Source organism: Desulfocurvus sp. DL1XJH-121, from assembly GCF_054819825.1.
On sequence record NZ_JBTVWW010000018.1, the window covers coordinates 53,395 to 74,952 of the forward strand.

Annotated in this window: 21 protein-coding genes, 1 tRNA gene and 1 pseudogene; 12 read left to right on the forward strand and 11 right to left on the reverse strand. The window is 66.0% G+C overall.

What is annotated here, in order from left to right; genetic code table 11:
- The first annotated feature begins 53 nt into the window (after positions 1–53).
- Positions 54–1,442 carry a sigma-54-dependent transcriptional regulator gene (locus ACYYG1_RS12660; RefSeq protein WP_461210686.1) on the forward strand — a complete coding sequence of 463 codons (1,389 nt, stop codon included), beginning with the start codon at positions 54–56 and terminating at the stop codon, positions 1,440–1,442.
- Positions 1,443–1,502: 60 nt separating this feature from the next.
- Here the strand turns inward: ACYYG1_RS12660 and ACYYG1_RS12665 are convergent, their stop codons facing one another.
- Both ACYYG1_RS12665 and ACYYG1_RS12670 read right to left on the reverse strand, forming a co-directional pair.
- A complete protein-coding gene (locus tag ACYYG1_RS12665; protein WP_461210687.1) occupies positions 1,503–1,709 on the reverse strand; it encodes a TOBE domain-containing protein in 207 nt (68 codons plus the stop codon).
- A gap of 207 nt (positions 1,710–1,916) precedes the next feature.
- Complete coding sequence (locus tag ACYYG1_RS12670; RefSeq protein ID WP_461210688.1) at positions 1,917–2,984, reverse strand: YeiH family protein; 1,068 nt, start codon at positions 2,982–2,984, stop codon at positions 1,917–1,919.
- A 127-nt stretch (positions 2,985–3,111) separates the two neighbouring features.
- Between ACYYG1_RS12670 and ACYYG1_RS12675 the strand changes: the two genes are divergently transcribed.
- The 3 genes and pseudogenes from ACYYG1_RS12675 to ACYYG1_RS12685 all read left to right on the forward strand — a co-directional run bounded on the left by ACYYG1_RS12675 (position 3,112) and on the right by ACYYG1_RS12685 (position 5,877).
- Positions 3,112–4,008: a LysR family transcriptional regulator gene (locus ACYYG1_RS12675; protein ID WP_461210689.1), complete on the forward strand. Its 897-nt coding sequence runs from the start codon at positions 3,112–3,114 to the stop codon at positions 4,006–4,008.
- Between the two features lie 137 nt (positions 4,009–4,145).
- On the forward strand, positions 4,146–4,535 hold the full coding sequence (locus ACYYG1_RS12680) for a hypothetical protein (RefSeq protein WP_461210690.1): 390 nt from the start codon (positions 4,146–4,148) through the stop codon (positions 4,533–4,535).
- A gap of 704 nt (positions 4,536–5,239) precedes the next feature.
- Positions 5,240–5,877: pseudogene (locus tag ACYYG1_RS12685) on the forward strand (methyl-accepting chemotaxis protein).
- Between the two features lie 59 nt (positions 5,878–5,936).
- Here the strand turns inward: ACYYG1_RS12685 and ACYYG1_RS12690 are convergent.
- From ACYYG1_RS12690 to ACYYG1_RS12700, 3 genes are all read right to left on the reverse strand, one after another.
- A tRNA-Leu gene (locus ACYYG1_RS12690) sits at positions 5,937–6,024 on the reverse strand.
- 74 nt (positions 6,025–6,098) lie between these two features.
- Complete coding sequence (locus tag ACYYG1_RS12695; protein WP_461210691.1) at positions 6,099–7,442, reverse strand: MATE family efflux transporter; 1,344 nt, start codon at positions 7,440–7,442, stop codon at positions 6,099–6,101.
- Positions 7,443–7,792: 350 nt separating this feature from the next.
- The gene (locus ACYYG1_RS12700; protein WP_461210692.1) at positions 7,793–10,039 is read right to left on the reverse strand and encodes a vitamin B12-dependent ribonucleotide reductase; all 2,247 of its coding nucleotides are present in this window, start codon (positions 10,037–10,039) and stop codon (positions 7,793–7,795) included.
- A gap of 622 nt (positions 10,040–10,661) precedes the next feature.
- Here ACYYG1_RS12700 and ACYYG1_RS12705 point away from each other — a divergent pair.
- From ACYYG1_RS12705 to ACYYG1_RS12730, 6 genes are all read left to right on the forward strand, one after another.
- Positions 10,662–10,871: a FeoA family protein gene (locus ACYYG1_RS12705; protein WP_461210693.1), complete on the forward strand. Its 210-nt coding sequence runs from the start codon at positions 10,662–10,664 to the stop codon at positions 10,869–10,871.
- Between the two features lie 97 nt (positions 10,872–10,968).
- Positions 10,969–11,196, forward strand: a complete 228-nt coding sequence (locus ACYYG1_RS12710; RefSeq protein ID WP_461210694.1) for a FeoA family protein — start codon at positions 10,969–10,971, stop codon at positions 11,194–11,196.
- Positions 11,193–13,661, forward strand: a complete 2,469-nt coding sequence (gene feoB, locus ACYYG1_RS12715) for a ferrous iron transport protein B (protein ID WP_461210695.1) — start codon at positions 11,193–11,195, stop codon at positions 13,659–13,661. The genes ACYYG1_RS12710 and feoB overlap by 4 nt, the downstream gene beginning before the upstream one ends.
- Before the next feature lie 4 nt (positions 13,662–13,665).
- Positions 13,666–13,986, forward strand: coding sequence for a hypothetical protein (locus ACYYG1_RS12720; RefSeq protein WP_461210696.1), 321 nt, complete (start codon positions 13,666–13,668; stop codon positions 13,984–13,986).
- Between the two features lie 79 nt (positions 13,987–14,065).
- Positions 14,066–14,875, forward strand: coding sequence for a DUF4198 domain-containing protein (locus ACYYG1_RS12725; protein WP_461210697.1), 810 nt, complete (start codon positions 14,066–14,068; stop codon positions 14,873–14,875).
- 80 nt (positions 14,876–14,955) lie between these two features.
- Positions 14,956–15,432 (forward strand): Fur family transcriptional regulator, encoded by a 477-nt coding sequence (locus tag ACYYG1_RS12730; RefSeq protein ID WP_461210698.1) that lies wholly within the window; start codon positions 14,956–14,958, stop codon positions 15,430–15,432.
- Between the two features lie 9 nt (positions 15,433–15,441).
- On the opposite strand, the gene ACYYG1_RS12735 is transcribed toward ACYYG1_RS12730, so the two are convergent.
- Complete coding sequence (locus ACYYG1_RS12735; RefSeq protein ID WP_461210699.1) at positions 15,442–15,825, reverse strand: Fur family transcriptional regulator; 384 nt, start codon at positions 15,823–15,825, stop codon at positions 15,442–15,444.
- Between the two features lie 239 nt (positions 15,826–16,064).
- Here ACYYG1_RS12735 and ACYYG1_RS12740 point away from each other — a divergent pair, with 239 nt between their 5' ends.
- Together ACYYG1_RS12740 and ACYYG1_RS12745 are read left to right on the forward strand one after the other, a co-directional pair.
- A complete protein-coding gene (locus tag ACYYG1_RS12740) occupies positions 16,065–16,778 on the forward strand; it encodes an urease accessory protein UreH domain-containing protein (protein ID WP_461210700.1) in 714 nt (237 codons plus the stop codon).
- Between the two features lie 2 nt (positions 16,779–16,780).
- Complete coding sequence (locus ACYYG1_RS12745; RefSeq protein ID WP_461210701.1) at positions 16,781–17,209, forward strand: MarR family winged helix-turn-helix transcriptional regulator; 429 nt, start codon at positions 16,781–16,783, stop codon at positions 17,207–17,209.
- Positions 17,210–17,331: 122 nt separating this feature from the next.
- Here the strand turns inward: ACYYG1_RS12745 and ACYYG1_RS12750 are convergent, their stop codons facing one another.
- The 5 genes from ACYYG1_RS12750 to ACYYG1_RS12770 all read right to left on the reverse strand — a co-directional run.
- Positions 17,332–17,790, reverse strand: coding sequence for a DsrE family protein (locus tag ACYYG1_RS12750; protein WP_461210702.1), 459 nt, complete (start codon positions 17,788–17,790; stop codon positions 17,332–17,334).
- A gap of 396 nt (positions 17,791–18,186) precedes the next feature.
- On the reverse strand, positions 18,187–19,500 hold the full coding sequence (locus ACYYG1_RS12755; protein ID WP_461210703.1) for a TRAP transporter large permease: 1,314 nt from the start codon (positions 19,498–19,500) through the stop codon (positions 18,187–18,189).
- Between the two features lie 2 nt (positions 19,501–19,502).
- Positions 19,503–20,012, reverse strand: coding sequence for a TRAP transporter small permease subunit (locus ACYYG1_RS12760; RefSeq protein ID WP_461210704.1), 510 nt, complete (start codon positions 20,010–20,012; stop codon positions 19,503–19,505).
- Positions 20,013–20,084: 72 nt separating this feature from the next.
- Complete coding sequence (locus ACYYG1_RS12765; RefSeq protein WP_461210705.1) at positions 20,085–21,191, reverse strand: TRAP transporter substrate-binding protein; 1,107 nt, start codon at positions 21,189–21,191, stop codon at positions 20,085–20,087.
- A gap of 145 nt (positions 21,192–21,336) precedes the next feature.
- The coding region (locus ACYYG1_RS12770; RefSeq protein WP_461210706.1) for an aconitase X swivel domain-containing protein at positions 21,337–21,558 on the reverse strand (222 nt) is incomplete at its 5' end.

The window sequence follows — 21,558 nt, forward strand, 5'->3', positions numbered from 1 at the left end:
GGCCTGCGTAACTTGATTTTTCAAAGGGCCGCTAGGCGGAAGTGAGCCAATCCATGGCCAGAGTACTGATCATCGACGACGACGGCCCCATCCTGAACAGCCTTTCGCGCTGCTTCGAGGACATGGGCCACAAAGCGCTCACGGCGGACAGCCTGGCCCGGGGGCGGGCCCTGGCCGAGACCGGGGTGGACGTCATCTACCTGGACCTGGGCCTGCCCGACGGCGACGGGCGCGAGGCCATCGGCGAGCTGGCCGCCGCGCCCGGCTCCCCGGAGATCATCGTGCTCACGGGGCACGACGACAACTACGGGGCCCGGGAGGCCATGGAGCACGGGGCCTGGGACTACATCCAGAAGCCCGCCTCCCCGGCCAGCATCCGGGCCTCCCTGACCAGCGCCCTGGGCTATCGCAAGGGCCGCGGCGCCCAGGCCAGGCCCGCGCCCAGCCTCATGGACTGCGGCATCATCGGCGAGTCCGCGCCCATGCAGCGGGCCAAGCAGCTCATCGCCAAGGCCGCCGAGAGCGAGGCCGGGGTGCTGATCCTGGGCGAGACCGGCGTGGGCAAGGAGCTGGCCGCCCAGGCCATCCACGCCAACAGCCTGCGCCGGGGCCGCCCCTTCATCGTGGTGGACTGCTCCAACCTCTCGGAGAATCTCGTGGAAAGCGTGCTCTACGGGCACGTGAAGGGGGCCTTCACCAGCGCCCACTCGGACCACCGGGGCCTGGTGGCCGAGGCCGACGGGGGCACCCTGTTCCTGGACGAGGTGGGCGAACTGCCCATGTCCCTGCAGAAATCCTTCTTGCGCGTCCTGCAGGAGCACCGCTTCCGCCCCGTGGGCGGGGGCCGGGAGATGGGCAGCGACTTCCGCCTGGTGGCCGCCACCAACCGCGACCTGGAGGCCATGACCGAGGCCGGGACATTCCGCAGCGACCTGCTCTTCCGCCTGCGCACGGTGAGCGTGTCCCTGCCGCCCCTGCGGGAACGCGGCGGCGACGTGCTGCTCCTGGCCGAGCATTTCATGCGCCGGGCCTGCGAACGCTACGGCACGCCGCCCAAGACCATCACCAAGTCCCTGGCCAAGACGCTGACGGGCTACGCCTGGCCCGGCAACGTGCGCGAGCTGGGCAACGTCATGGAGTCGGCGGTCATCGAGGCCGGCGGCGACCCGGCCATCTATCCCAAGCACCTGCCCGGGCTGCTGCGCGTGTCGGTACTGGACAAGCCCAAGCCCGCCGCCCAGCGCCGCGACAAGGCCGCCGGGGGCATCCTGACCTACGCGGACTACAAGGCCATGCGCGACGCGGCCTATTTCCAGCACCTCATGGACATCTGCGACAACGACGTGGCCGAGGTCAGCCGCATGTCCGGGCTCTCGGTGCCCAGCGTGTACCGCCACCTGGGCCTGGCGGGCATCGCCACGCGCAAGAAGCAGGACCGCTGAAAAAGGGCGCGGCCCGGTTCCCCAGGCCGCGCCCCTTGTCGCCCGCGTGTGCGGATGCGCCTATTTGGCCACCATCACGCTGGAGGCCTTGATCATGGCCTTGACCTTGTCGCCCACGGCCAGGCCCATGCGCTCCACGGAATTCTTGGTGATGACCGAGACCACTTCCACGCCCGGGGCCACCTCGATGACCACCTCGGCGTTGACCATGCCCACGGTGAGTTCCTTAATCGTCCCGGGCACGAGATTGCGCGCGCTCAGTTCCATAACGCTTTCCTCCTTGTTGCGGGCCGCCCCACGGCCACCCTTGTGATATCAACTAACATATCTATCGTACCATCGCGCGGAGCGGTCAAACGCGGGACGCGAACGCGCGCGGCCCCCCGCTCCGGAACCGGAGCGGGGGGCCGCAGACAGGAACGCGGGAGGGCAGGAACCTCCCACCGGGCGCCCTTCACACCCGGTTGCGCGGCCTCAGAGGCCTAAGCCCATCATGATTTTCGCCACAAAGTAGCCGCCCACCATGAGCCAGACGGCGAGCACGCCGGCCAGGAGAAAGGGCTTCGGCCCCACCACCCGCACCTTTTCCATGCTCGTCTCCATGCCCAGGGCGCACATGGCCATGGTCAGCAGAAAGATGTCCAGGGAGTTGATGCCCCGGACCACCGGGGCGGGCACCACGCCCAGGGAATTGATGCCGATGCAGAGGATGAAGAGCAGGGCGAACCAGGGGAAGGAACGCGCCCCGGCCGCCCCGCCTTCAGCGGCTTCGTCCGCCTCCCCGGCCTCGGGGAAGCGCGACAGCCACAAACCCACACCCACCAAAAGAGGAGCGATGAGCACCACGCGCAGCATCTTCACGATGACGGCGGTGTTTCCGGCCTGGGCGGACACCGCGTTGCCGGCGGCCACGGCGTGGGCCACCTCGTGCATGGTGGAGCCCACCCACAGGCCGTACCCGCTCTCGGGCAGGCCCAGCAGGCCGCTCTTGAACAACAGGGGATAGACGAACATGGCCACGGTGCCGAAGACCACCACCGTGCCCACGGCGATGCTGCTCTCGTGGGGCTTTGCGCGCACCACGGGCTCCGTGGCCAGCACGGCCGCGGCCCCGCACACCGAGCTGCCCGCCGCCGTGAGCATGGCCAGGCGCCGGGGCAGGCCGAAGACCTTCACGCCCAGGACGGTGCCGCCCACGAAGGTGATGGAGAGCATGACCACGTCCGTGAGGATGCCCGTCATGCCCACCGAGGCCACGTCCTGGACCGTGAGCCGGAACCCGTAGAGCACCACGGCGAGACGCAGCAGGTTGCGGGAGGAAAACAGGATTCCCGGCACCCACTGCTGCGGCAGATGCTGGCGCAGGGTGTTGCCGTACCCGATGCCCAGCACCACGCCGACGATAAGGGGGCTGATCTCCAAAGCAGTGAAGACGTTCCAATGTGAAATTTGTGACGCTGCAGACGCAAAGAGCGCAACAAACAAGACTCCGTTCAGGATCTTCAATGCATCGGCGTTGAAATACGTGGACCTGGAAATCATGCCGCACCTTTTTGTTGACGTTTCCCTCGCAGGGAAACTATCTAGACGCCTGGCATCAACAGCGCAAACGGAAAGAACTTTTGAGTTTGACAACCAGAGATTATCAATTCAAATGACTCTTCGATATATGGAAATCTTTCTGGCCCTGGCCCGCACGCCCAACATGCGCGAGGTGGCCTCGCGCCTGTACATCTCCCAGGCCGCGGTTTCCAGTGCCCTGCGCGAGCTGGAGGCGGACCTGGGCATCCCCCTGTTCGACCGCGTGGGCCGGGGCATCCGCCTCAACGAGAAGGGCCGCCTCCTGGCCTCGTACCTGGCCCCCCTGTACCGCCAGCTCAACGACAGCCTGGGCCTGGTGGTCTCCGACGACATGGCCGGGAACCTGCGCCTGGGGGCCTCCACCACCCTGGCGGACTACGTGCTGCCCCAGGTGCTCTTCGACTTCAAAAAGGCCCACGGCCTGGTGAGCATTTCCTTCGAGTCCGCCAACACCGTGGACATCGTGCAGCTCGTGGAGAGCGGCACCCTGGACATGGGCTTCGTGGAAGGCGAGGTGCGCAGCCTCAAGGTCCGGGCCACGCCCATGCGCGAGGAACAGCTGGTGGTGGTGACCTCGGACCAGGAGTTCGCCAAGGCCGGGCCCTACCCCCTGGCCAAGCTGATGTCCGGGAACTGGCTGGTGCGCGAGGAGGGCTCGGGCACGCGCGAGACCTTCCTGACCTACGTGTTGCGCATGGGGCTGTCCCCCAACATCTTCCTGGAATTCAGCAACAACGACGCCATCAAGTCCGTGCTGCGCAACAAGGGCACCCTGGCCTGCCTCTCCCCGCTGGTGGTGGCCTCGGAGCTCAGGCGCGGCGTGTTCCACGTGGTGCCCGTGACCGACGTGGCCTTCACCCGCACCTTCATGCAGGTCATGCACCGCGACCGGCCCGTGCCCCACGTGCTGGAGCGCTTCTGCGACGCGGTCATCGCGCGCCTGGACGCCGTCAGTCCCCAGGCCGTCCCCGGCCCGGACAGATAATAGCCGCGTTTTCCCCTCTCCCTGCTGACTTTTATCCGCATATCGTGCTATCGATATGCGGGTGTATCCCTATGCTCCCGTTCCCAGTGCGGCCAGGCGGACCGGGACGGAAAACGCAAGCCCTGGGGGAGGGTTCCGTGCTGCGCTTCAAGGACATAAACATATTGCCGAAACAGTTGGGCGTCATGGGCGTCGTCCTGGCGCTCATGGTCCTGAACATCTCCTTCGGCCACATGGGCGTCAACCGCATGAGCGACAGCCTGGAGGTATTCTCCCGCTGGTCGGACATCGACATGGTCATGAACGAGGCCGTGACCCAGAACCTGCTGCTCACCGTGGGCGCGGTGAACAACTATTCGGCCCTGCCCTCGGCCGAACGCTACGCCCGGTTCGAACAGGCCCAGCAAGAGCCCGGGGCGGGCTCGCGGAATGGCAGGAAACCCTGGCCGGGCGGGACGACATCCTGCGTGAGGCCAAGGCGCTCGCTCCGCTCTACGACCGCATGGAAGCCTCCATGCAGGCCCTGAAGGCCCTGGAGGAAAGCCGCGCGGCCATGGTCCGGGAAAGCGACCGGCTGGCCGACGACTTGGCCGGGACCCTGCAGGACGTCATGGAAGAGACCATCGACCCGGCCAAGGAACAGGCCGTGGCCGGAGCCATGGCGACCAAGGGCGCCACCGTGCGGACCCTCACGATCCTGGGGGTCGCCTCCCTGGTGCTGGGAGCGGGGCTGGCCGTGTTCCTGGCCCTGGGCATCGCGTCCACCATCCGCAAGATCATGCACTTCGCCCAGGCCGTGGCCCGTGGCGACATGGAGCGCACCCTGGACGTGGAGCAGCGCGACGAATGCGGGGCCCTGACGGACGCCCTGCGCACCATGGTCCGGGCCCTGAAGAGCAAGATCGCCGAGGCCGAGGACCAAAGCCGCATCGCCCACGAGGAAACGAACAAGGCCCAACGGGCCATGGCCGAGGCCGACGAGGCCCGGGCCCAGGCCGAAAAGGCCCGCTGCGAGGGCATGGCCCACGCTGCGGACGCGCTGGGCGCCATCGTCCAGCGCGTGGCCTCGGCCGTGCAGGCCATCTCGTCCCACGCCGAGGTCATCCGCAACGGGGCCGACGCCCAGACCGACCGCCTGCAGAGCACGGCCTCGGCCATGGAGGAGATGAACGCCACGGTGCTGGAAGTGGCCAGGAACGCCTCGGACGCGGCCCAGAGCGCAGACGACGCCATGAACAAGGCCAGGCACGGCGCGGGCATCGTGGAGAACGTGGTCCGCGCCACCCAGGACGTATCGCACCACACCAAGGACATGAAGGAGGCCACGGCGCAGTTGGGCCAGCAAGCCGAAAGCATCGGCGCCATCATGGGCGTGATCACGGACATTGCGGACCAGACCAACCTCCTGGCGCTCAACGCGGCCATCGAGGCCGCGCGTGCGGGCGACGCGGGCCGCGGCTTCGCCGTGGTGGCCGACGAGGTGCGCAAGCTGGCCGAGAAACCAAGGAGGTGGGCGACGCCATCTCGGGCATCCAGGAGCGCACCAAGGAGAACATCCGCACCATGGACGGCTCCAGCGAGGCCGTGGACCGCAGCAACGCCCTCACCGGCGAGGCCGGGGACGTGCTGCGGGACATCGTCCAGGGCTCGGAAACCAGCGCCGACCGCATCCAGAGCATCGCCACGGCCGCCGAGGAGCAGTCCGCCACCTCCGAGGAGATCAACCGCTCCGTGGAGGACATCAACCGCATCGCCGCCGAGACCTCCCATGGCGTGGCCGAAACCACCGCCGCCCTGCAGGACCTCTCCGGGCAGATGGCGGAGATGGAGAAGCTGATCCGCGAACTCAAGGAGGAGTGCGAGGACTAGCCCCGCGCACAGGCTAAAACAAAAGGGCCGCGCCTTTGGCGCGGCCCTCTGCTTGCTGATGGTGCCGAAGGGGGGACTCGAACCCCCACGGGATTTCTCCCACTACCCCCTCAAGATAGCGTGTCTACCAGGTTCCACCACTTCGGCACTGGGTGGGCGATTTGTTTGTCACAGAGCCGGGGGGAATGCAAGGGTTTTCCGAGCATCCACGGCCCGAATCGTCATCGCGCGGCGGCGCGCCCCGCCCATCGCGCCCTGCGGTAGTAGACCGCCGCGACCAGGGCGGAGAGGACCGGGGACACGGACTCGCCCACGCAGATGCCCGTGAAGCCGTATCCCAGGGCCCAGCCGAGCCCGGCGCAGAGGCCGAGGCGCAGGGCCACGGAATGCAGCAGGGCGTTGGCCATGGCGAAGACCGCATCGCCCACGCCCGTGGCGAAGGAGTTCAGGGTGTACATCACAGCGTAGCACACACAGTTCGCGGAGCAGCAGATGCGCAGGTACGTGACCCCGTGGGCCACGACCTGCGGGTTGCCGTCGAACAGGAGCATGACGTCCACGACCAGGGCCTGGACCACGGCCACGACGAGGCAGGTGACCGCCACGTTGGCCAGCAGTCCGGCCCGGGCGGTCCGCCGGACCCGGGCCAGGTCGCCGCGCCCCATGTTCTGGCCGGCCATGACGGTCACGGCCTGGCCTACGGCCCAGCAGGGCATGGCCGCCAGGGTGTTGATCTTCAGGCCGATGCCCGCGGCGGCGGCCGCCGCGACCCCGTAGCCGTTGAGCATGGCCGTCACCAGCAGGTAGGACACGCCCACCGCCGCGATCTGCACCGTGCAGGGCAGGCCCACGCCCAGGACGGCGCGCAGGGAGTCCCGACGCGGCCGGAACCGCCCCGGCCCGGCCCCGAAGCCGCGCACCCGGCGGCGCAGGGGCAGGATTCCGGCCGCCACGGCGATCCCCTGGGCCGCCACCGTGGCGTACCCGGCGCCCTGGACGCCCAGGCCCCAGTTTCCCACGAGCACCGCGTCCAGGCCCACGTTGGCCGCGGCGGCCACGGCCACGAAGCGCATGGCGCTCCAGGAGTCCCCGAGGCCGCGCAGGGTCGCGCCCACCGCGTTGTACAGGAAGATGAAGACCGTCCCCAGGCTGACCACGCGCATGTATTCCGAGGCCTGGGCCATGGCTTCCCCGGGCACGTTCATGAGCGCGAACACCGGGCCGTGCGCGTACCAGGTGAACGCGGACACGGCCGCGGACACGGCCACGGACAACGCGAACAGGGAGGCCACGCATTCGGCCTGGCCCACGGCGTCGCCCCGACCCGTGCGGTGGGCCAGGATCACCGAGCCTCCCGTGGCCAGCCCGATGCAGACCGAGTTGACGAGCAGGCAAAGCATGGCCGCGTTGCTCACGGCGGCCAGGCCCACGCTGCCCACGAACCGCCCAACGAAGGCCATGTCCACGATGGCGTACAGGGATTGCAGGACGTTGCAGACCAGGATCGGGAACGCGAAGCGCAGCAGGGTCCTGGGCACGTTCCCGGAAACCAGATTCAATTCCATGGCTGTTCTCTCCCAAAAAACGGCGGAGGCCGCCGTACCGCAGCCTCCGCCGAGCGGGCGGGGCGCTTGCGCGCCCGCCGGGTCACAGAAAAAGGCCGCGGACGAACCATCGTCCACGGCCTGTGCATCACTCTCCGGACGGGGGCGCTGCGCGACGATCCGTCAGCGCATGGCTCCGCGGCACCCGGCGATGAATGTCCTTCCTACGGCTCCGAACAATGCTTCATCGCATCACTTGTCCGGAGCCGCTAGGCATGCAGCGTTTTCGTGACAGGGAGGGATCCACCCTTTCGCACTCCTTGAACGGGCGCGGCCGCCCGCTGAATTTCCCGCGTCTTGCCGGGGCCCGGCTAACCGCACTTGGTGTAGCCGCAACCAGGGCAAATAAAACAACCTTCCTGGAACTGCAACTCCTGGCCGCAGTCCGGGCAATGGGGGTTGGCCAGGTCGTTGGTCTCACCGGGCATGGGCTTGTCCTTGTCCAGGTAGCGCTGCTCGAAGACCCAGGCGATGGCGTCGGGGATGGACATGATCATGCCCTTCTTGCGGAACACCGGGTGCTCGCCGCCGATGCCCTTGAGCTGGCCCACCACCTCGCGCACCGAGACCCCGGAGCGCAGGGCCAGGGACACCAGGCGGCCGATGGCCTCGGCCTTGGCCGTGATGGAGCGCCCGGACTTGCCGATGGTGGCGAAGACCTCGAAGGGCTTGTTGTTCATCTCGTTGACCGTGAGATACATGGTGCCCAGGCCCGTATCCACCTTCTGGGTGAAGCCGTAGATCACGTCGGGCCGGTCGCGCACCACCTTGGCCCCGGCTTCCCCGGCCTTGGCGGCCTGGTCCTGGCCGGACTCGCCCGTGCACAGAACCTGGGTGGACTTGCACCCGTCGCGGTAGACCGTGACGCCCTTGCAGCCCTGCTCGTAGGCCATCCAGTAGATGTCGAAGATGTCTTCCTTGGTGGCGGAGTTGGGAAGGTTCACGGTCTTGGACACGGCGTTGTCCGTGTGGCGCTGGAACGCGGCCTGCATCTTGAGGTGCCACTGCGCGCCGATGTCCATGGCCGTGACGTACACGCGCCTGAGCTCCTCGGGCAGGTAGTCCAGCTTCTTGATGCTGCCCTTCTGGGCCACCTCCTCCATGAGCTTGGCCGAATGGCAGCCGTTGTCCCTGAGCGCCTGCTCGAAATAGGGGTTGGACTCCACCAGGCGCTCGCCGTCCATGACGTGGCGGGCGAAGGACAGGGCGAACAGGGGCTCCACGCCCGAGGAGCAGCCCGCGATGATGGACAGGGTGCCCGTGGGCGCGATGGTCGTGGTGGTGGCGTTGCGGTAGGGGCCGAGGTTCTGCCCGCCGTACACGGATTTCTTGTAGGCCGGGAAGGCCCCGCGCTCCTTGGCCAGCTTCTTGGAGGCGGCCTTGGACTCGGCCTGCACGAACTTCATGACCTGCTCGCCCAGGGACAGGGCCTCCTGGCTGTCGTAGGGCACGCCCAGCTGGTACAGGAGGTCGGCCCAGCCCATGACGCCCAGGCCGATCTTGCGGTTGGTCTTCACCATCTCGTCGATGGCGGGCAGGGGGTACTGGCTGGCGTCGATGACGTTGTCCAGGAAGCGCACGGCCAGGTGCACCACGCGCTTGAGTTCCTTCCAGTCGATGTCCTGGTCCTCGCCGGGCTTGTACATCACGGCCAGGTTCAGGGAGCCCAGGTTGCAGGCCTCATAGGGCAAGAGCGGCTGCTCGCCGCAGGGGTTGGTGCTCTCGATCTCCCCCAGGTGCGGGGTGGGATTGTCGCGGTTGATGCGGTCCAGGAAGATGATCCCCGGGTCCCCGGACTCCCAGGCCTTGCGCACCAGGAGGTTGAAGACCTCGCGGGCCTTGAGCCTCTCGATGACCTCGCCGGTGTGCGGGGCCTTCAGCTCATACTCCTGGTCCTTTTCCACGGCCTGCATGAACTTCTCGGTCAGGGCCACGGACAGGTTGAAGTTGTTCAGCTCGCCGTCGCGTTCCTTGGCCTTGATGAACTCGATGATGTCCGGATGGTCCACGCGCAGGATGCCCATGTTGGCCCCGCGCCGGGTGCCGCCCTGCTTCACCTGCTCCGTGGCGGTGTTGAAGATGCGCAAGAACGACAGGGGGCCGGAGGCCACGCCGCCCGTGGAGCCCACGCGGGCGTCCTTGGGCCGCAGGCGCGAGAAGGAAAAGCCCGTGCCGCCGCCGGACTTGTGGATCAGGGCGGCGTTCTTCACGCTGTCGAAGATCTCCTCCATGGAGTCGCCCACGGGCAGCACGAAGCAGGCGGCCAGCTGGCCCAGGTCCGTGCCCGCGTTCATCAGCGTGGGGGAGTTGGGCAGGAAGCGGTTCTCGGTCATCAGGTCGAAGAACTCGCGGGCCAGCTTGTCCACGGTGAACGGGGACTTCTCGTACTTGGCCTCCTCCCTGGCGATGGCCGAGGCCACGCGCCAGAACATGGCCGTGGCGTCCTCCAGGGGATTGCCTTCCACGTCCTTCCTGAAATAGCGCTTGGCCAGCACGGTCAAGGCGTTGGGGTTGACCTTCACGGGCATCAATGTCGGCGGCATGTCGGGATTGAACATTCACTGAACCTTGCTTGAAACGAGTTGACGGGAACGGGGCGTACCGGCGTGGGGAGCGCCCCCCGGGCACCTCCCTATGGAATGCGAAGACTACATCACGGCCCCGGCAAAGGAAAGCCCGCCCCCCCGTTTCGGCCGCTTACGCAAAGCCCCGGAGAAGCAGTTTTTTTCTTCCGGGCAACGTCAAAAACTCAATGAATCAAGAGTACTGCAATTGTCAAAAGAAAGTCTCAATTTTCTTTGAACGTGGCCATCCCCCCGGTTCAAGGGCGGGAGCGAGGCCCGGGCGGCCTGCTCCCCGCCAGGGCAAGGATTGCATCCGGCACCTGCGCGAGCCTCCTTGCGGACGCCGCTGCCCGCCCTGATTGCCCGCCCCTTCACGCCTCCTCCTAGCGCCCTTTCGCCGCCACGCCCGCCGGCCGCACGCCGTCCCTGTGCTGCATAAAACCGATTTCCACCGTCGACAGGCACCGCTTCCGCAATTTCCCCTTGCCATCGTTCCTGAACTGGGCTAGCTCTTTTTCAGAACTGAAATCGACATTCAATTTCATATTTCAGCGAGGCGACCATGCTTCTTGACAGATTTCGACAGCGGCAGGGATGCGCGGACCAAGGGAAGACATTGTCCGCGCGGCCCGCGGGCAGCCTTGCCCTGGTCATCGGCATGAACGGCGGCGGCCGCGTCAGGGCGCGCCTGGAATCCATGGGTCTGGTGCCCGGCACGGAAATCCGGATCATGAACAACGGCGGCGCGGGCCCCCTGCTCATTTCCACGGGCGAGGGGCGCCTGACCATCGGCAGGGGCATCGCGGAAAAAATTCTCGTGGCCTAGGTTTTTCGTTCGCAACGCGGGCCGCGCCCTCATTCGGCCCGCGTTTTTTGGGTCCCTTTACTGAAAACGATTTTCATTATTATCGAGGACGCGCACCATGCCAACCCTGGACGACATCCTGCCCGGAGCTTCATGTGAAATCCTCTCCCTCAAGGCCCGAGGCCAGCTCGGCCAGCGGCTCATGAACATGGGCTTCTTCCCGGGCACGCGCCTCACCGTGGTGCGCAACGCCCCCCTGGTGGACCCCGTGGACATCGAGATGGACGGGTGCCACGTGAGCATCCGCCACGACGAGGCCAAACACGTGGAGGTGGCCCCGGCATGACCGCGCGCATCGTCCTCAGCGCCCTGGCCGGGCAGCCCAACAGCGGCAAATCCACGGTCTTCAACATGCTCACGGGCGCGCGCCAGCACGTTGCCAACTACCCGGGCGTGACCGTGGAGAAGAAGACCGGCTCCTTTTCCCTCAACGGCTCGCGCGCCGAACTGGTGGACCTGCCCGGCACCTACAGCCTGACCTCCTACTCCCCGGAGGAGCGGGTGGCCCGGGACTTCCTGCTCCAGAGCCGCCCGGCCGTGACCATCAACGTGGTGGACGCCTCCAACCTGCAGCGCCACCTGCACCTGACCTTCCAGCTTCTGGAAATGGGCGCGCCCGTGGTCCTGGCCCTGAACATGATGGACGTGGCCGAACGGCGCGGCGCGGCCATCGACACGGACGAGCTGGCGCGCTCTCTGGGCGTGCCCGTGGTGCCCACCGTGGCCAAGCACGGCCGGGGCGGCAAGGAGCTCAAGCAGGCCGTGAAGACCCTGGCCGCGCAGAAGCCCGGGGCGCCTCTGCGCCTGGACTACGGCCCCCTGGAGCCGCACCTTGCGGACCTGGAATGCAGGCTGGCCGACTGCCCTCGCCTGGGCGCGCCCGCGCGCTGGCTGGCCGTGAAGCTCCTGGAGGACGACGCCCAGGCCCGGGAACTCGTGCTGGAACGCGTGGATGGGCCCGGGGAAATTCTGGAGCGCGCCGGGGCCATGCGCCGATCCTTCGAACAGGACACGGGCCAGCCCGCGGATCAGTTCATCGCGCTCTCCCGCCACAAGCTGGCAGGCCAGGTGACCAAGGCCTGCGTCGCCAGGACCGGGGAGCGGTCCCGCCCCCTGTCCGACCGCATCGACGCCCTGGTCTGCAACCGCTACGCCGGGCCGGTGCTGCTGGTGGCCGTGCTCTACGCCCTGTACCACCTGTCCATCGTCCAGGGCTACGCCCTGACCAACCTGACCTGGCCCTACCTGGCCAAGCTGCGCGACCTGGCGGCGGCGATCCTGCCCGCGCCGGGATATCTGGAGGACCCGCTGCCGCGCGCCCTGGGCCTGTGGTTCGTGGACAGCGTCAACGCGCTGCTCAACTACATCCCCATCTTCTTCATCCTCTTCAGCCTCATCGCCGTCATTGAGGACAGCGGCTACATGCCGCGCATCGCCTTTCTCCTGGACCGGCTGTTCCGGCGCTTCGGCCTGCACGGGCAATCCACCCTGCCGCTGATCCTGGGCGGGGTCTACGTGGGCGGCTGCGCCATCCCCGGGGTCATGGCCTGCCGGGCGATCCCCGACGAGCGGGCGCGCCTGGCCACCATCCTCATCGTGCCGCTCATGAACTGCCTGGCCAAGGCCCCGCTCTACGTGCTGCTGGTGGGCGCGTACTTCGCGGACAGCCGGGGCCCGGCCATGTTCTTCATCGCCACGGTGACCATTCTCATCGCTCTGCCCGTGGCCAAGGTGCTCTCGGCGACGGTGCTCAAGAACCGGCCCAGCGCGCCCTTCATCCTGGAGATGCCGCCCTACCACATGCCCACCATCCACGGGGTGCTGCGCCGGGCCGTCGAGCGCATCTGGCTGTTCCTGAAAAAGATCGTGACCATCGTTGCCGCCGTGGCCGTGATCATCTTCATGCTCCTGCAGTTTCCGGGCGTGCCCGCCGAACGCATGGCCGAACTGCAGCGGCGCGGGGACGAGGCCGTGGCCGCATTCCAGGCCAGGGCCAAGGGCACCGAATTCGAGGCCGCCCTGGCCGGGGACGGCTGGCTGGAGCTGCTGCGCTTCGAGGAGGACTACAAGGACGCGCGCATGGGCGCCTCCAGCAACGAGCAGTCCGCGGCCCTGAACCAGGAATTCCAATCCAGGTCCCCGGAATTCTTCGCCATGATCAAGGGCAAAGGCGGCAAGGACGCCAAGACAATGCGCAAGGAACTGAAAAAGTTCATCAACGAACGCAAGGCCATCCGACGCGACATGAAGCGCGAACGCCTGGACCACAGCTTCCTGGGCCGCCTGGGCAGGTTCCTGGAGCCCGTGACCAAGTACGCGGGCTTCAACTGGCGGGTCAACGTGTCCCTGCTCTCGGCCTTCGCGGCCAAGGAGAGCACCGTGGCCACCCTGGGCGCCCTGTACGAACAGGGGGCCGAAAACGGCGAGGCCCTGGAAGGGCGCATGAAGGCCCAGGAAACGGGTTTCACCGCCCTGCACGCCCTGGCCCTGATGCTCTTCATGGCCCTGTACCCACCGTGCATAGCGGCCACCATCATGGTCAAGATCCAGTCCGGCGAGACCAAATGGATGCTCTTCGCCATGGCCTATCCCATGGTCCTGGGCCTGGCCTTCTCGACACTCGTCTTCAGCGGCGGCAGCCTGCTGGGCCTCACCGGCCTGGAAGCCATGGGCGCGTTCTACGGCCTAGCCCTTTGCGCCACCGTGGCCGCCGCCTTGTGGAACCCCAAAAACCAAACACAGGAGGATTGATTCCATGCGACATCTGACCACCCTGGCCACGGCCTGCGCCCTGAGCCTCGTCCTGGCCGCCGCGGCCTTCGCCCACACCCCCATCTGCAGTTGCTTCGACGAGGGCGACGGCACCGTGACCTGCGAGGGCGGCTTCTCCGACGGCTCCTCGGCCGCGGGCGTGGGCATCCACGTGCTGGACGCCTCGGGCAAGTCCATTCTGGACGGCAAGATGAACGAGAACAGCGAATTCAACTTCAAAAAGCCCGGCGGCGACTACACCGTGATGTTCGACGCGGGCGAAGGCCACCAGATCAGAATTTCCGGTTCGGACATCGTGGAATAGTTCCCTTGGCCCGCGCGCGGGCCATTCTGCGGGCCCTTCATTGAAAAAGACTTTCAAATTCAAGAAGAGGAAAAAACCGATGAAACGCACCATGCTCACGGCCGCGCTGGTCCTGTGCTTCGCCACCAGCGCACTGGCCCACTTCCAGATGGTCTACACCCCGGACATCGCCCTGGAAAAAGGCAAGAGGCTGCATTTCAGCATCGTCTTCACCCATCCCTTCGAGGCCGGGCACACCATGGACATGGGCGCCCCCCTGGAATTCTACGTCAAATCCCAGAAATCCGAGGACGCGCCCATCACCAAGACCGACCTCATGGGCGAGCTCAAACCCATCACCTGGAAGAGCCTGACCAACTCGGGCAAGGCCTACGAGGCCGACGCCAAGGTCCGCAGCATCGGCGACTACGCCTTCGTGCTGGTGCCCGAGCCCTACTTCGAGGCCGAGGAGGAAATCTACATCCAGCAGATCACCAAGACCGTCGTCAACGTGGCCGGAGTGCCCACCCTGTGGTGCCAGCCCTTGGGCCTGAAGGCCGAGATCGTGCCCCTGGACAAGCCCTACGCCCTGTGGGCCGGCAACGTGTTCCGCGGCGTGGTGCTCTCGGCCGGCAAGCCCGTGCCCGGCGCGGACATCGAGGTCGAATACCTGAACCACGAGCCCCTGCAGGACAAGAAAATGTTCGCGGGGAAGGCCTCCGCCGAGGCGCCCCAGGACAGCTTCGTGACCATGGGCATCAAGGCCGACGCCAACGGCCAGTTCGCCTTCGGCATTCCCAAGGCCGGGTTCTGGGGCTTCTGCGCCCTGGGTGTGGGCCCGGACAAGGAATACAAGGGCAAGGAGCTGTCCCAGGACGCCGTGATCTGGGTCAAGGCCGTGGACATGTAGCCGCGACATTTCCCATCATCCCTTCCTTGCCAACCCGGGTCCCGCGCCAGGCGCGGGGCCCGGCCCCAAGGGGCACCGCCATGCACGACTCCGAGACCTCGGCTCGCCGCCGCGATCCGCCCCTGGACTCCTTCATGGACTGGCTGATCAGGAACAACCTGCGCCTGACACCCCAGCGCAAGCTGATCCTGGAGGTCTTCCTGGACGCCGGCGGCCATCTGACCCCCGAGGAACTGTTCATCAAGGTCCGCGGGATCTGTCCGTCCATCGGCATCGCCACGGTCTACCGCAACGTCAAGCTCCTGGCCCGCTCGGGCCTGGCCAGGGAGCTGCGCTTCGACGACGGGCTGATGCGCTACGCCCCCAGGCCCGACGACCACCACCACGACCACATCATCTGCACCCGCTGCGGCAGGCGCCTGGGCGTGCGCGAGCCGGAAATCCAGCACCTGCAGGACGAACTGGCCGCGCGGCACGATTTCGTGCTCACGGGGCGCAGGCTGTTCCTGTACGGATTATGCGAGGAATGCCGCAAGAAGGGCGGCGGGCGGTCCTGACGGGGGGAATCACTCCCCGGCGGCGCGGCAGTCCGGGCACAGGCCATGCAGAAAGGCGGTATGCCCGGTAAGCTTGAACCCGCTGGCTTCGGCGACCCGGGCCAGGGCCTCGCGGATGCCCGGGTCCTCGATCTCGAAACTCCTGCCGCACACGTCGCAGACCATGTGGTCGTGATGCTCGCGGCCCCAGGCGTTCTCGTAGCGCACCAGCCCGTCGTCGAAGCGCACCACCCGCGCCAGCCCGCATGCCGCCAGGACCTTCAGCGCCCTGAAGACCGTGGCCCGGCCGATGGCGGGGTCCTTTTCGCTGACGGCCTCGTAGAGTTCGTCCACGGTGAGATGCCGCCCGGACTCCAGGAACACATCCAGGATGGTCCTGCGCTGGGCCGTCATGTTCAAACGATTCCTACTGAGATACTCGGCAAATGCCGCGTGCGGCGTATCCATTCGTGGCTCTCCGTGAAGCTCCTGCCCGCCCCATGGTTTCGGGCAATCCGCCTTCTTTTCCCACCCCGCGCGTCCCGTGTCCAGGCCGGGCGGACAAAAAGCCTTGACTTTCAAACTATCCATGTTTCAGATATCTTGACTTACGTATATTTTGTTTGTCAAACTTTTTTCAGGAACGACACCCCATGGACACGCTCTTCCTCATGGCCCTGCAAAGCAGCCTCTTCCTCGGCCTGATCCACGGCATCAACCCCTGCGGCCATTCCTGGCTCATCCTGGCGCCCTTCATGTACGGCGAGCGAAGCGGCAGGCGCGTCTTCTCCCTGACCACGGCCTTCATCGCCGGGACCACCGCGGGCTGCCTGCTCATCGGCCTGACGCTCGGCTCCGTCTCCCTGGCCATCCCCGCGTCCTTCGCCCGCTTCGTGGACCTGGCCACCACGGCCATCCTGGTGGTCCTGGGCTTGATCCTGGTCATCAGACCCGGGCTCCTGCACCGCCACGACCATGATCACGATCATGACCACGGCTGCGCCCTGGGGCACGCCCACTGCCACGATCATGACCACGGCCACCACGAAACCGCCCACGCGGCCACCCGCTGGGGCCTGTTTTCCATCGGCTTCGTGAACATGATCGTGCCCTGCCCCACCGTGGCCATCATGTACACCTACGCCCTGGATTCCGGCAGCCTGCTCAAGGGCACGGCCGTGTTCGCCAGCTACGCCCTGGGCACGGGCCTGGTGCTCTCGGCCGTGATATACGCCATCTTCAAGGCGGCCGGGGCCGCGCGGGCCCTGCAAAAGGACTGGGTGGAGCCCCTGGTCATGCGCACGGCGGGCGTGCTGACCATCGGCTTCGGCATCTACAGCTACATGGCCTCGGCCCCGGGAGTTTGAGAATGACGGACCAAGCGGACACGCTGGACAGACTGAACCACGCCATCATCGAGTTCTACGAGAAGCTCTCGTCCTGGGAGCACGACGTGGTGCGGGAAAAGGGGCTGACCCTGCCCCAGATGCACACCCTGGAGATCCTGGGCATCCGCCGGGCCATGCGCATGAAGGAGCTGGCCGGGCACATGGGCGTGACCACGGGAACGCTCACCGTGCTCATCGACCGCCTGGAGGACCGCGGCCTGGTCCTGCGCAGGCCCCACGAGACCGACCGCCGCTCCATCATCGTGGAACTCACCGGCCCCGGAGAAACCCTGTTTGAGGAACACGACCGCCTGCACCGCCAGCTCACCGAGGAAATCTCCGCCCCCTGCCCCCCCGAGGACCGCGAGGCGCTGCTGCGCTGTCTGGAGGCAATGAACGACCAGTTCTAGAGAGGAACCGTCCGGCAGTGTCGAGGCCCCGGCCCGGCGCACATGCCGGACCGGGGCCCACAAGAGGAGGTTCGAGCGAACCGGGCTATTCCAAGCAATGTCTGTGAATCAAACGGTCATTCCTACCAAGTCATCATGCGGTAGCCCAGCTTCATCAGGTACGAGGTGGCGTTGCCCACGTGGAAGACCTCGCAACCCATCTTTTCCATCTTGTCCGCGACGCCGTAGCGGTCCGCACAGGCCTTGCACGCCCAGATCCTGCTGGCCTTGCCGCCCCGGGAGATGATGCTCTTGATCAGCTTGACCTGGTCGCTGTCCGCGGGCAGCTCGGCCAGGGTCTTCTGGGCCGGGCCCCAGAGCACGACCTTGACGTTGTCCATCCACTCGTTCTTGATCGCCCTGTCCGCGAACAGCAGGCCGAAGAAGATGTCCTCGGCATTGCCGCTCTTGACGAGCACGACCACGTTGCCGCTGCCCTGGGGGCTGTAGTCCGCGCCGTCGCCGTGGGCCATGGCCACGGTGGTCAGGGAACCCAACAGAATCATCGCCGCGATCAATGAGGAAACCAGTTTCAAACGCATGGTGCCACTCCTTTCGTCATGTTTCTCGAACAGGCTCGATGGCGACATTGCACTGACAGCCGACCTCTTGTTCCGTCCGGTTCAGGGCCCCGCGGGGCCGAAATTCGTGTTGTGCTAGCCGGGCGCAGGGCGCACCGGTCCCAAGCCCCCCGGACCTCGCGGTCCGGGCACCCGGCTCCCTGCGTCTGATATCTGATGGAATTTCAGTATCCTGGCGGACAGTCAGGCCGCGAAGCCGTTACCATTTTCAACAACTTCGGGTGGTGAACCCCGCCTGCGCGGACTGTCGCCGCCCGCGCAGGCGGAGCGTGGAAGAACAGGAGGCCTATTCACACGTTCGGAGGCGAATGGGGATCGATGCGGTGTTCCATACGAAGCAACCTCCTGTTCAACGACTTATTCCATGAGGCTCGGGAGCCAGGACACGATGGCCGGGAACACGATGAGCAGAATGGGACACAGGGCGGAGACCAGGGCGAAGGGGATGCAGCCCCTGTACATGTCTCCGATGGTCACCTCCGGGGGCGTGATGGTCTTCAGGTAGAACACCGAGTAGGCGAAGGGCGGCGTCATGTTGGATATCTGCAGGGTCACGCAGAACAGGATCCCGAAGTACAGCTGCTCCACGCCGATGGTGTTCAGGATGGGGGCGAAGATCGGCGCCAGGATGAAGATCAGGGCGATCCAGTCCATGACCATGCCCAGCAGGAGCACGATGAACAGCATCAGAAGCAGGGTCCCCGTGGGGCCGAGATCCATGTACGTCATGACCGACCGCAGGGCCGCGTCGCCCTTCATGAAGATGAACACGCCGGTGAAGAGCTTGCCCGCCAAACAGATAAGCAGGATGGCCGAGGTGATCTTCATGGTGCCCGTCAGGGCCTCGATGATGACCTTGACGCTGAACCGGCCGCGCACGGCGATGAGCACGATGGCGCCCAGCACGCCCATGGCCCCGGCCTCGGAGGGCGAGACGATGCCGAAGAAGACCGAGCCGAGCACCGCCAGGATGAGGAAGATGGGCGGCACCAGCGAGCTGACGGTCAGCTTGGCCAGGGCCACGCCGCGAATCCTCTCCTTGTCGTCCACGGACGGGGCCAGCTCGGGATGCATCCGGGCCCGGATGTAGATGTAGGCCAGGTACAGCCCGCCCAGCATCAGGCCGGGGACGATGGCCGCCATGAACAGCTTGGAGATGGAGACGCCCGCGGCGCAGCCGTACAGGATGAGCATGATGCTGGGGGGTATGGTCACGCCCAGGCCGCCGCCGACCATGATGCTGCCCGTGGCCAGGCCCTTGTCGTAGCCCCTGGCGAGCATCGAGGGCAGCGCGAGCAGGCCGATGGTGATGACGCCCGCGCCCACGATGCCCGTGCACGCGCCGAAGATCGTGGCCATGGCCACGGTGGCCAGGGCCAGCCCGCCCTTCACGCCGCCCAGCAGGTGGTAGAACGCCTCGTAGAGCGTGTCCGCTATGCCCGACCGCTCCATGAGCGCGCCCATGAAGATGAACAGCGGGGCGGCCACGAAGGAGTAGGAGGACATCATGCCGAAGCTTTGCAGCGAGAACATGGGGAAGACGCCGTGGCCGATGTAGAAGTATCCGAACGCCAGCGGAATGGACGCCAGGGCGAAGGCCACGGGAATGCCGGCCACGATGGCGATGACGATGAGGCCGAGCATGATGAAGGAAAGAATTTCGGGACTCATGGCTACGACTCCTGTCCGCCGGACTGCTTCATGGAGCCCAGGATGCGAATGAATTCGGCGATTCCCTGAATCGTCAACAGCAGGAACGCCAACGGGACCATCCCCTTCCACCAGAAGATGGGCTCGCCCCACTGGCTGGAGTTGCTGATCTCGTGCGCCACCCAGGACCAATGGGCGGCCTTGGCGCCGAACCAGACCATGGAAAGGGTGAAGGGAAAGAAGAAGAACAGGTAGAAGATGATGTCCACGGCGATCCGGCCGCTTTTGGGCATCAGGTTGTAAAGAACGTCGACCTTGATCTGGGCGTCGTGCTTGAGCACGTAGGCAGAGCCCAGCAGGAACAGCATCGAGGTCAACATCATGGCGGTGTCGAAGGCCCAGATCGTCGGCTTGTTGAAGAGGTATCGCGACATGACCTCGAAAATGACCACCACGCTCAGCGCCAGCCCCAGCCACCGGGACAGCAGGCCGCTCCACTCTCCCATGGCGTCAATCCAGTGCAGAATCTTCATGCTCCAACCCCTTGGGCCCTGGGGGCGGGGTCCGGACGGCGGACCCCACCCTTCGGGCATATGTTGTGCGACTTAGGAATCGCCCTTGACCAGACCGAGGTGGTCGCCGGTCATGTTTAAGTAGTCCAGCCACTTGGCATAGGAGCCGTACTCCTTCTTGAACGCGGCCCAGGACTCCAGCACTCGGGCCAGATCCTTGTCCGTCTTGGCCTTCTCGTAGTAGTAGTCCGCCGAGGCTTCATCCACGGCGCGGGTCACGTCGTCGGGCAGGATGAGGATCTCGTTGCCCTTCTCCTCAACGGCCTTCTTCAAGGTCAGGAAGTCCTGCTCGAGGCCCCAGGTCAGGGAACGCAGGTAGGCGTCGCGGCTGGCGCGCTCAATGGCCTTCTGCACGTCCTTGGGCAGGGCGTTCCACTTGTCGAGGTTCACGGCCCACAGGTTGATGGGCGAGGTGGACTTGGTGGGATGCATGTACAGGTACTTGGTGACGTCGCAGAAACCGAGGGGATACGTGCAGTTGATGCTGGAGTATTCCATGGCGTCGATCACGCCGCGCTCCATGGCGGGAACCATCTCGGAGCCGGGCAGGACCACCACGGAAGCGCCCATCTTGGTCAGCACTTCGCCGCGCACGCCGGCGGCGCGCATCTTCAGACCCAGGAGGTCCTTGACGGAGTTGATCTTCTTGTTGGAGTAGAGCCAGATTTCCGTGGTGATGGCCACCATGGGCAGGGGATGGACGTTGTAGTACTTGTGGAACAGCTCCTCCATGAGTTCCTTGCCGCCGGCATTGTAGTACCAGATGATCTGTTCGATGGGGCTCTGGGCGCCGGGGGCGTCGCAGAACCACTGGATGCTGTAGGCCTTGGATTTGCCCAGGCAGGGGCAGGCATGGCCGAAGTCGATGATGCCCTGGCCCGCGGCGTCGTAGACCCCCATGGCGGGCACGAGTTCGCCGGCGGAGTGGTAGTTTATTTTGACCCGGCCGTCGGTGTACTTCTCCACCATGTAGGCGAAGTCCTCGCCGTTCTCGTAGAGGCGGTTGGCCCGGGCGCAGAAGGCCTGCCCGGTCCAGGTCCAGGACTCCTCGGCAGAGGCGGTCGAGGCCGGAACGATTTGCAGCAGTGAGCAGGCAAACGCCAGAAGCATGGCATACAACGTCACTTTCATTTTACTCATTCGTGCTACCTCCTGATTGATTTCGGCCAGGTTCGGCACCCTGCCGGACGCGGACGAAATTAGATGCTTGCTGTTTTCCCAGTATCTTCCTGTCCGGGGCGTCGACGCCCCGGGGCCGGCATATCCCGTCCCACCGGGGCCCGGCTCAATCCACGCGCACCTCCCCGCCGTCGATGGCGACCCGCTGCCCGTTCTTGATGGCCTGCACTGGGTTCCGGTCGAATCCGTCCAGGATCGGGATGTCGATGACCAAGGCGCATTCCGTTAATATCGGATCGGCCGTCTCGCAGAGGATCGCGGCGGGGGCCTTTCCAACCTGCTTGGCGCGGTAGGCGATGAACGGGGCGATGGTGCCGCCCTTGCCCGT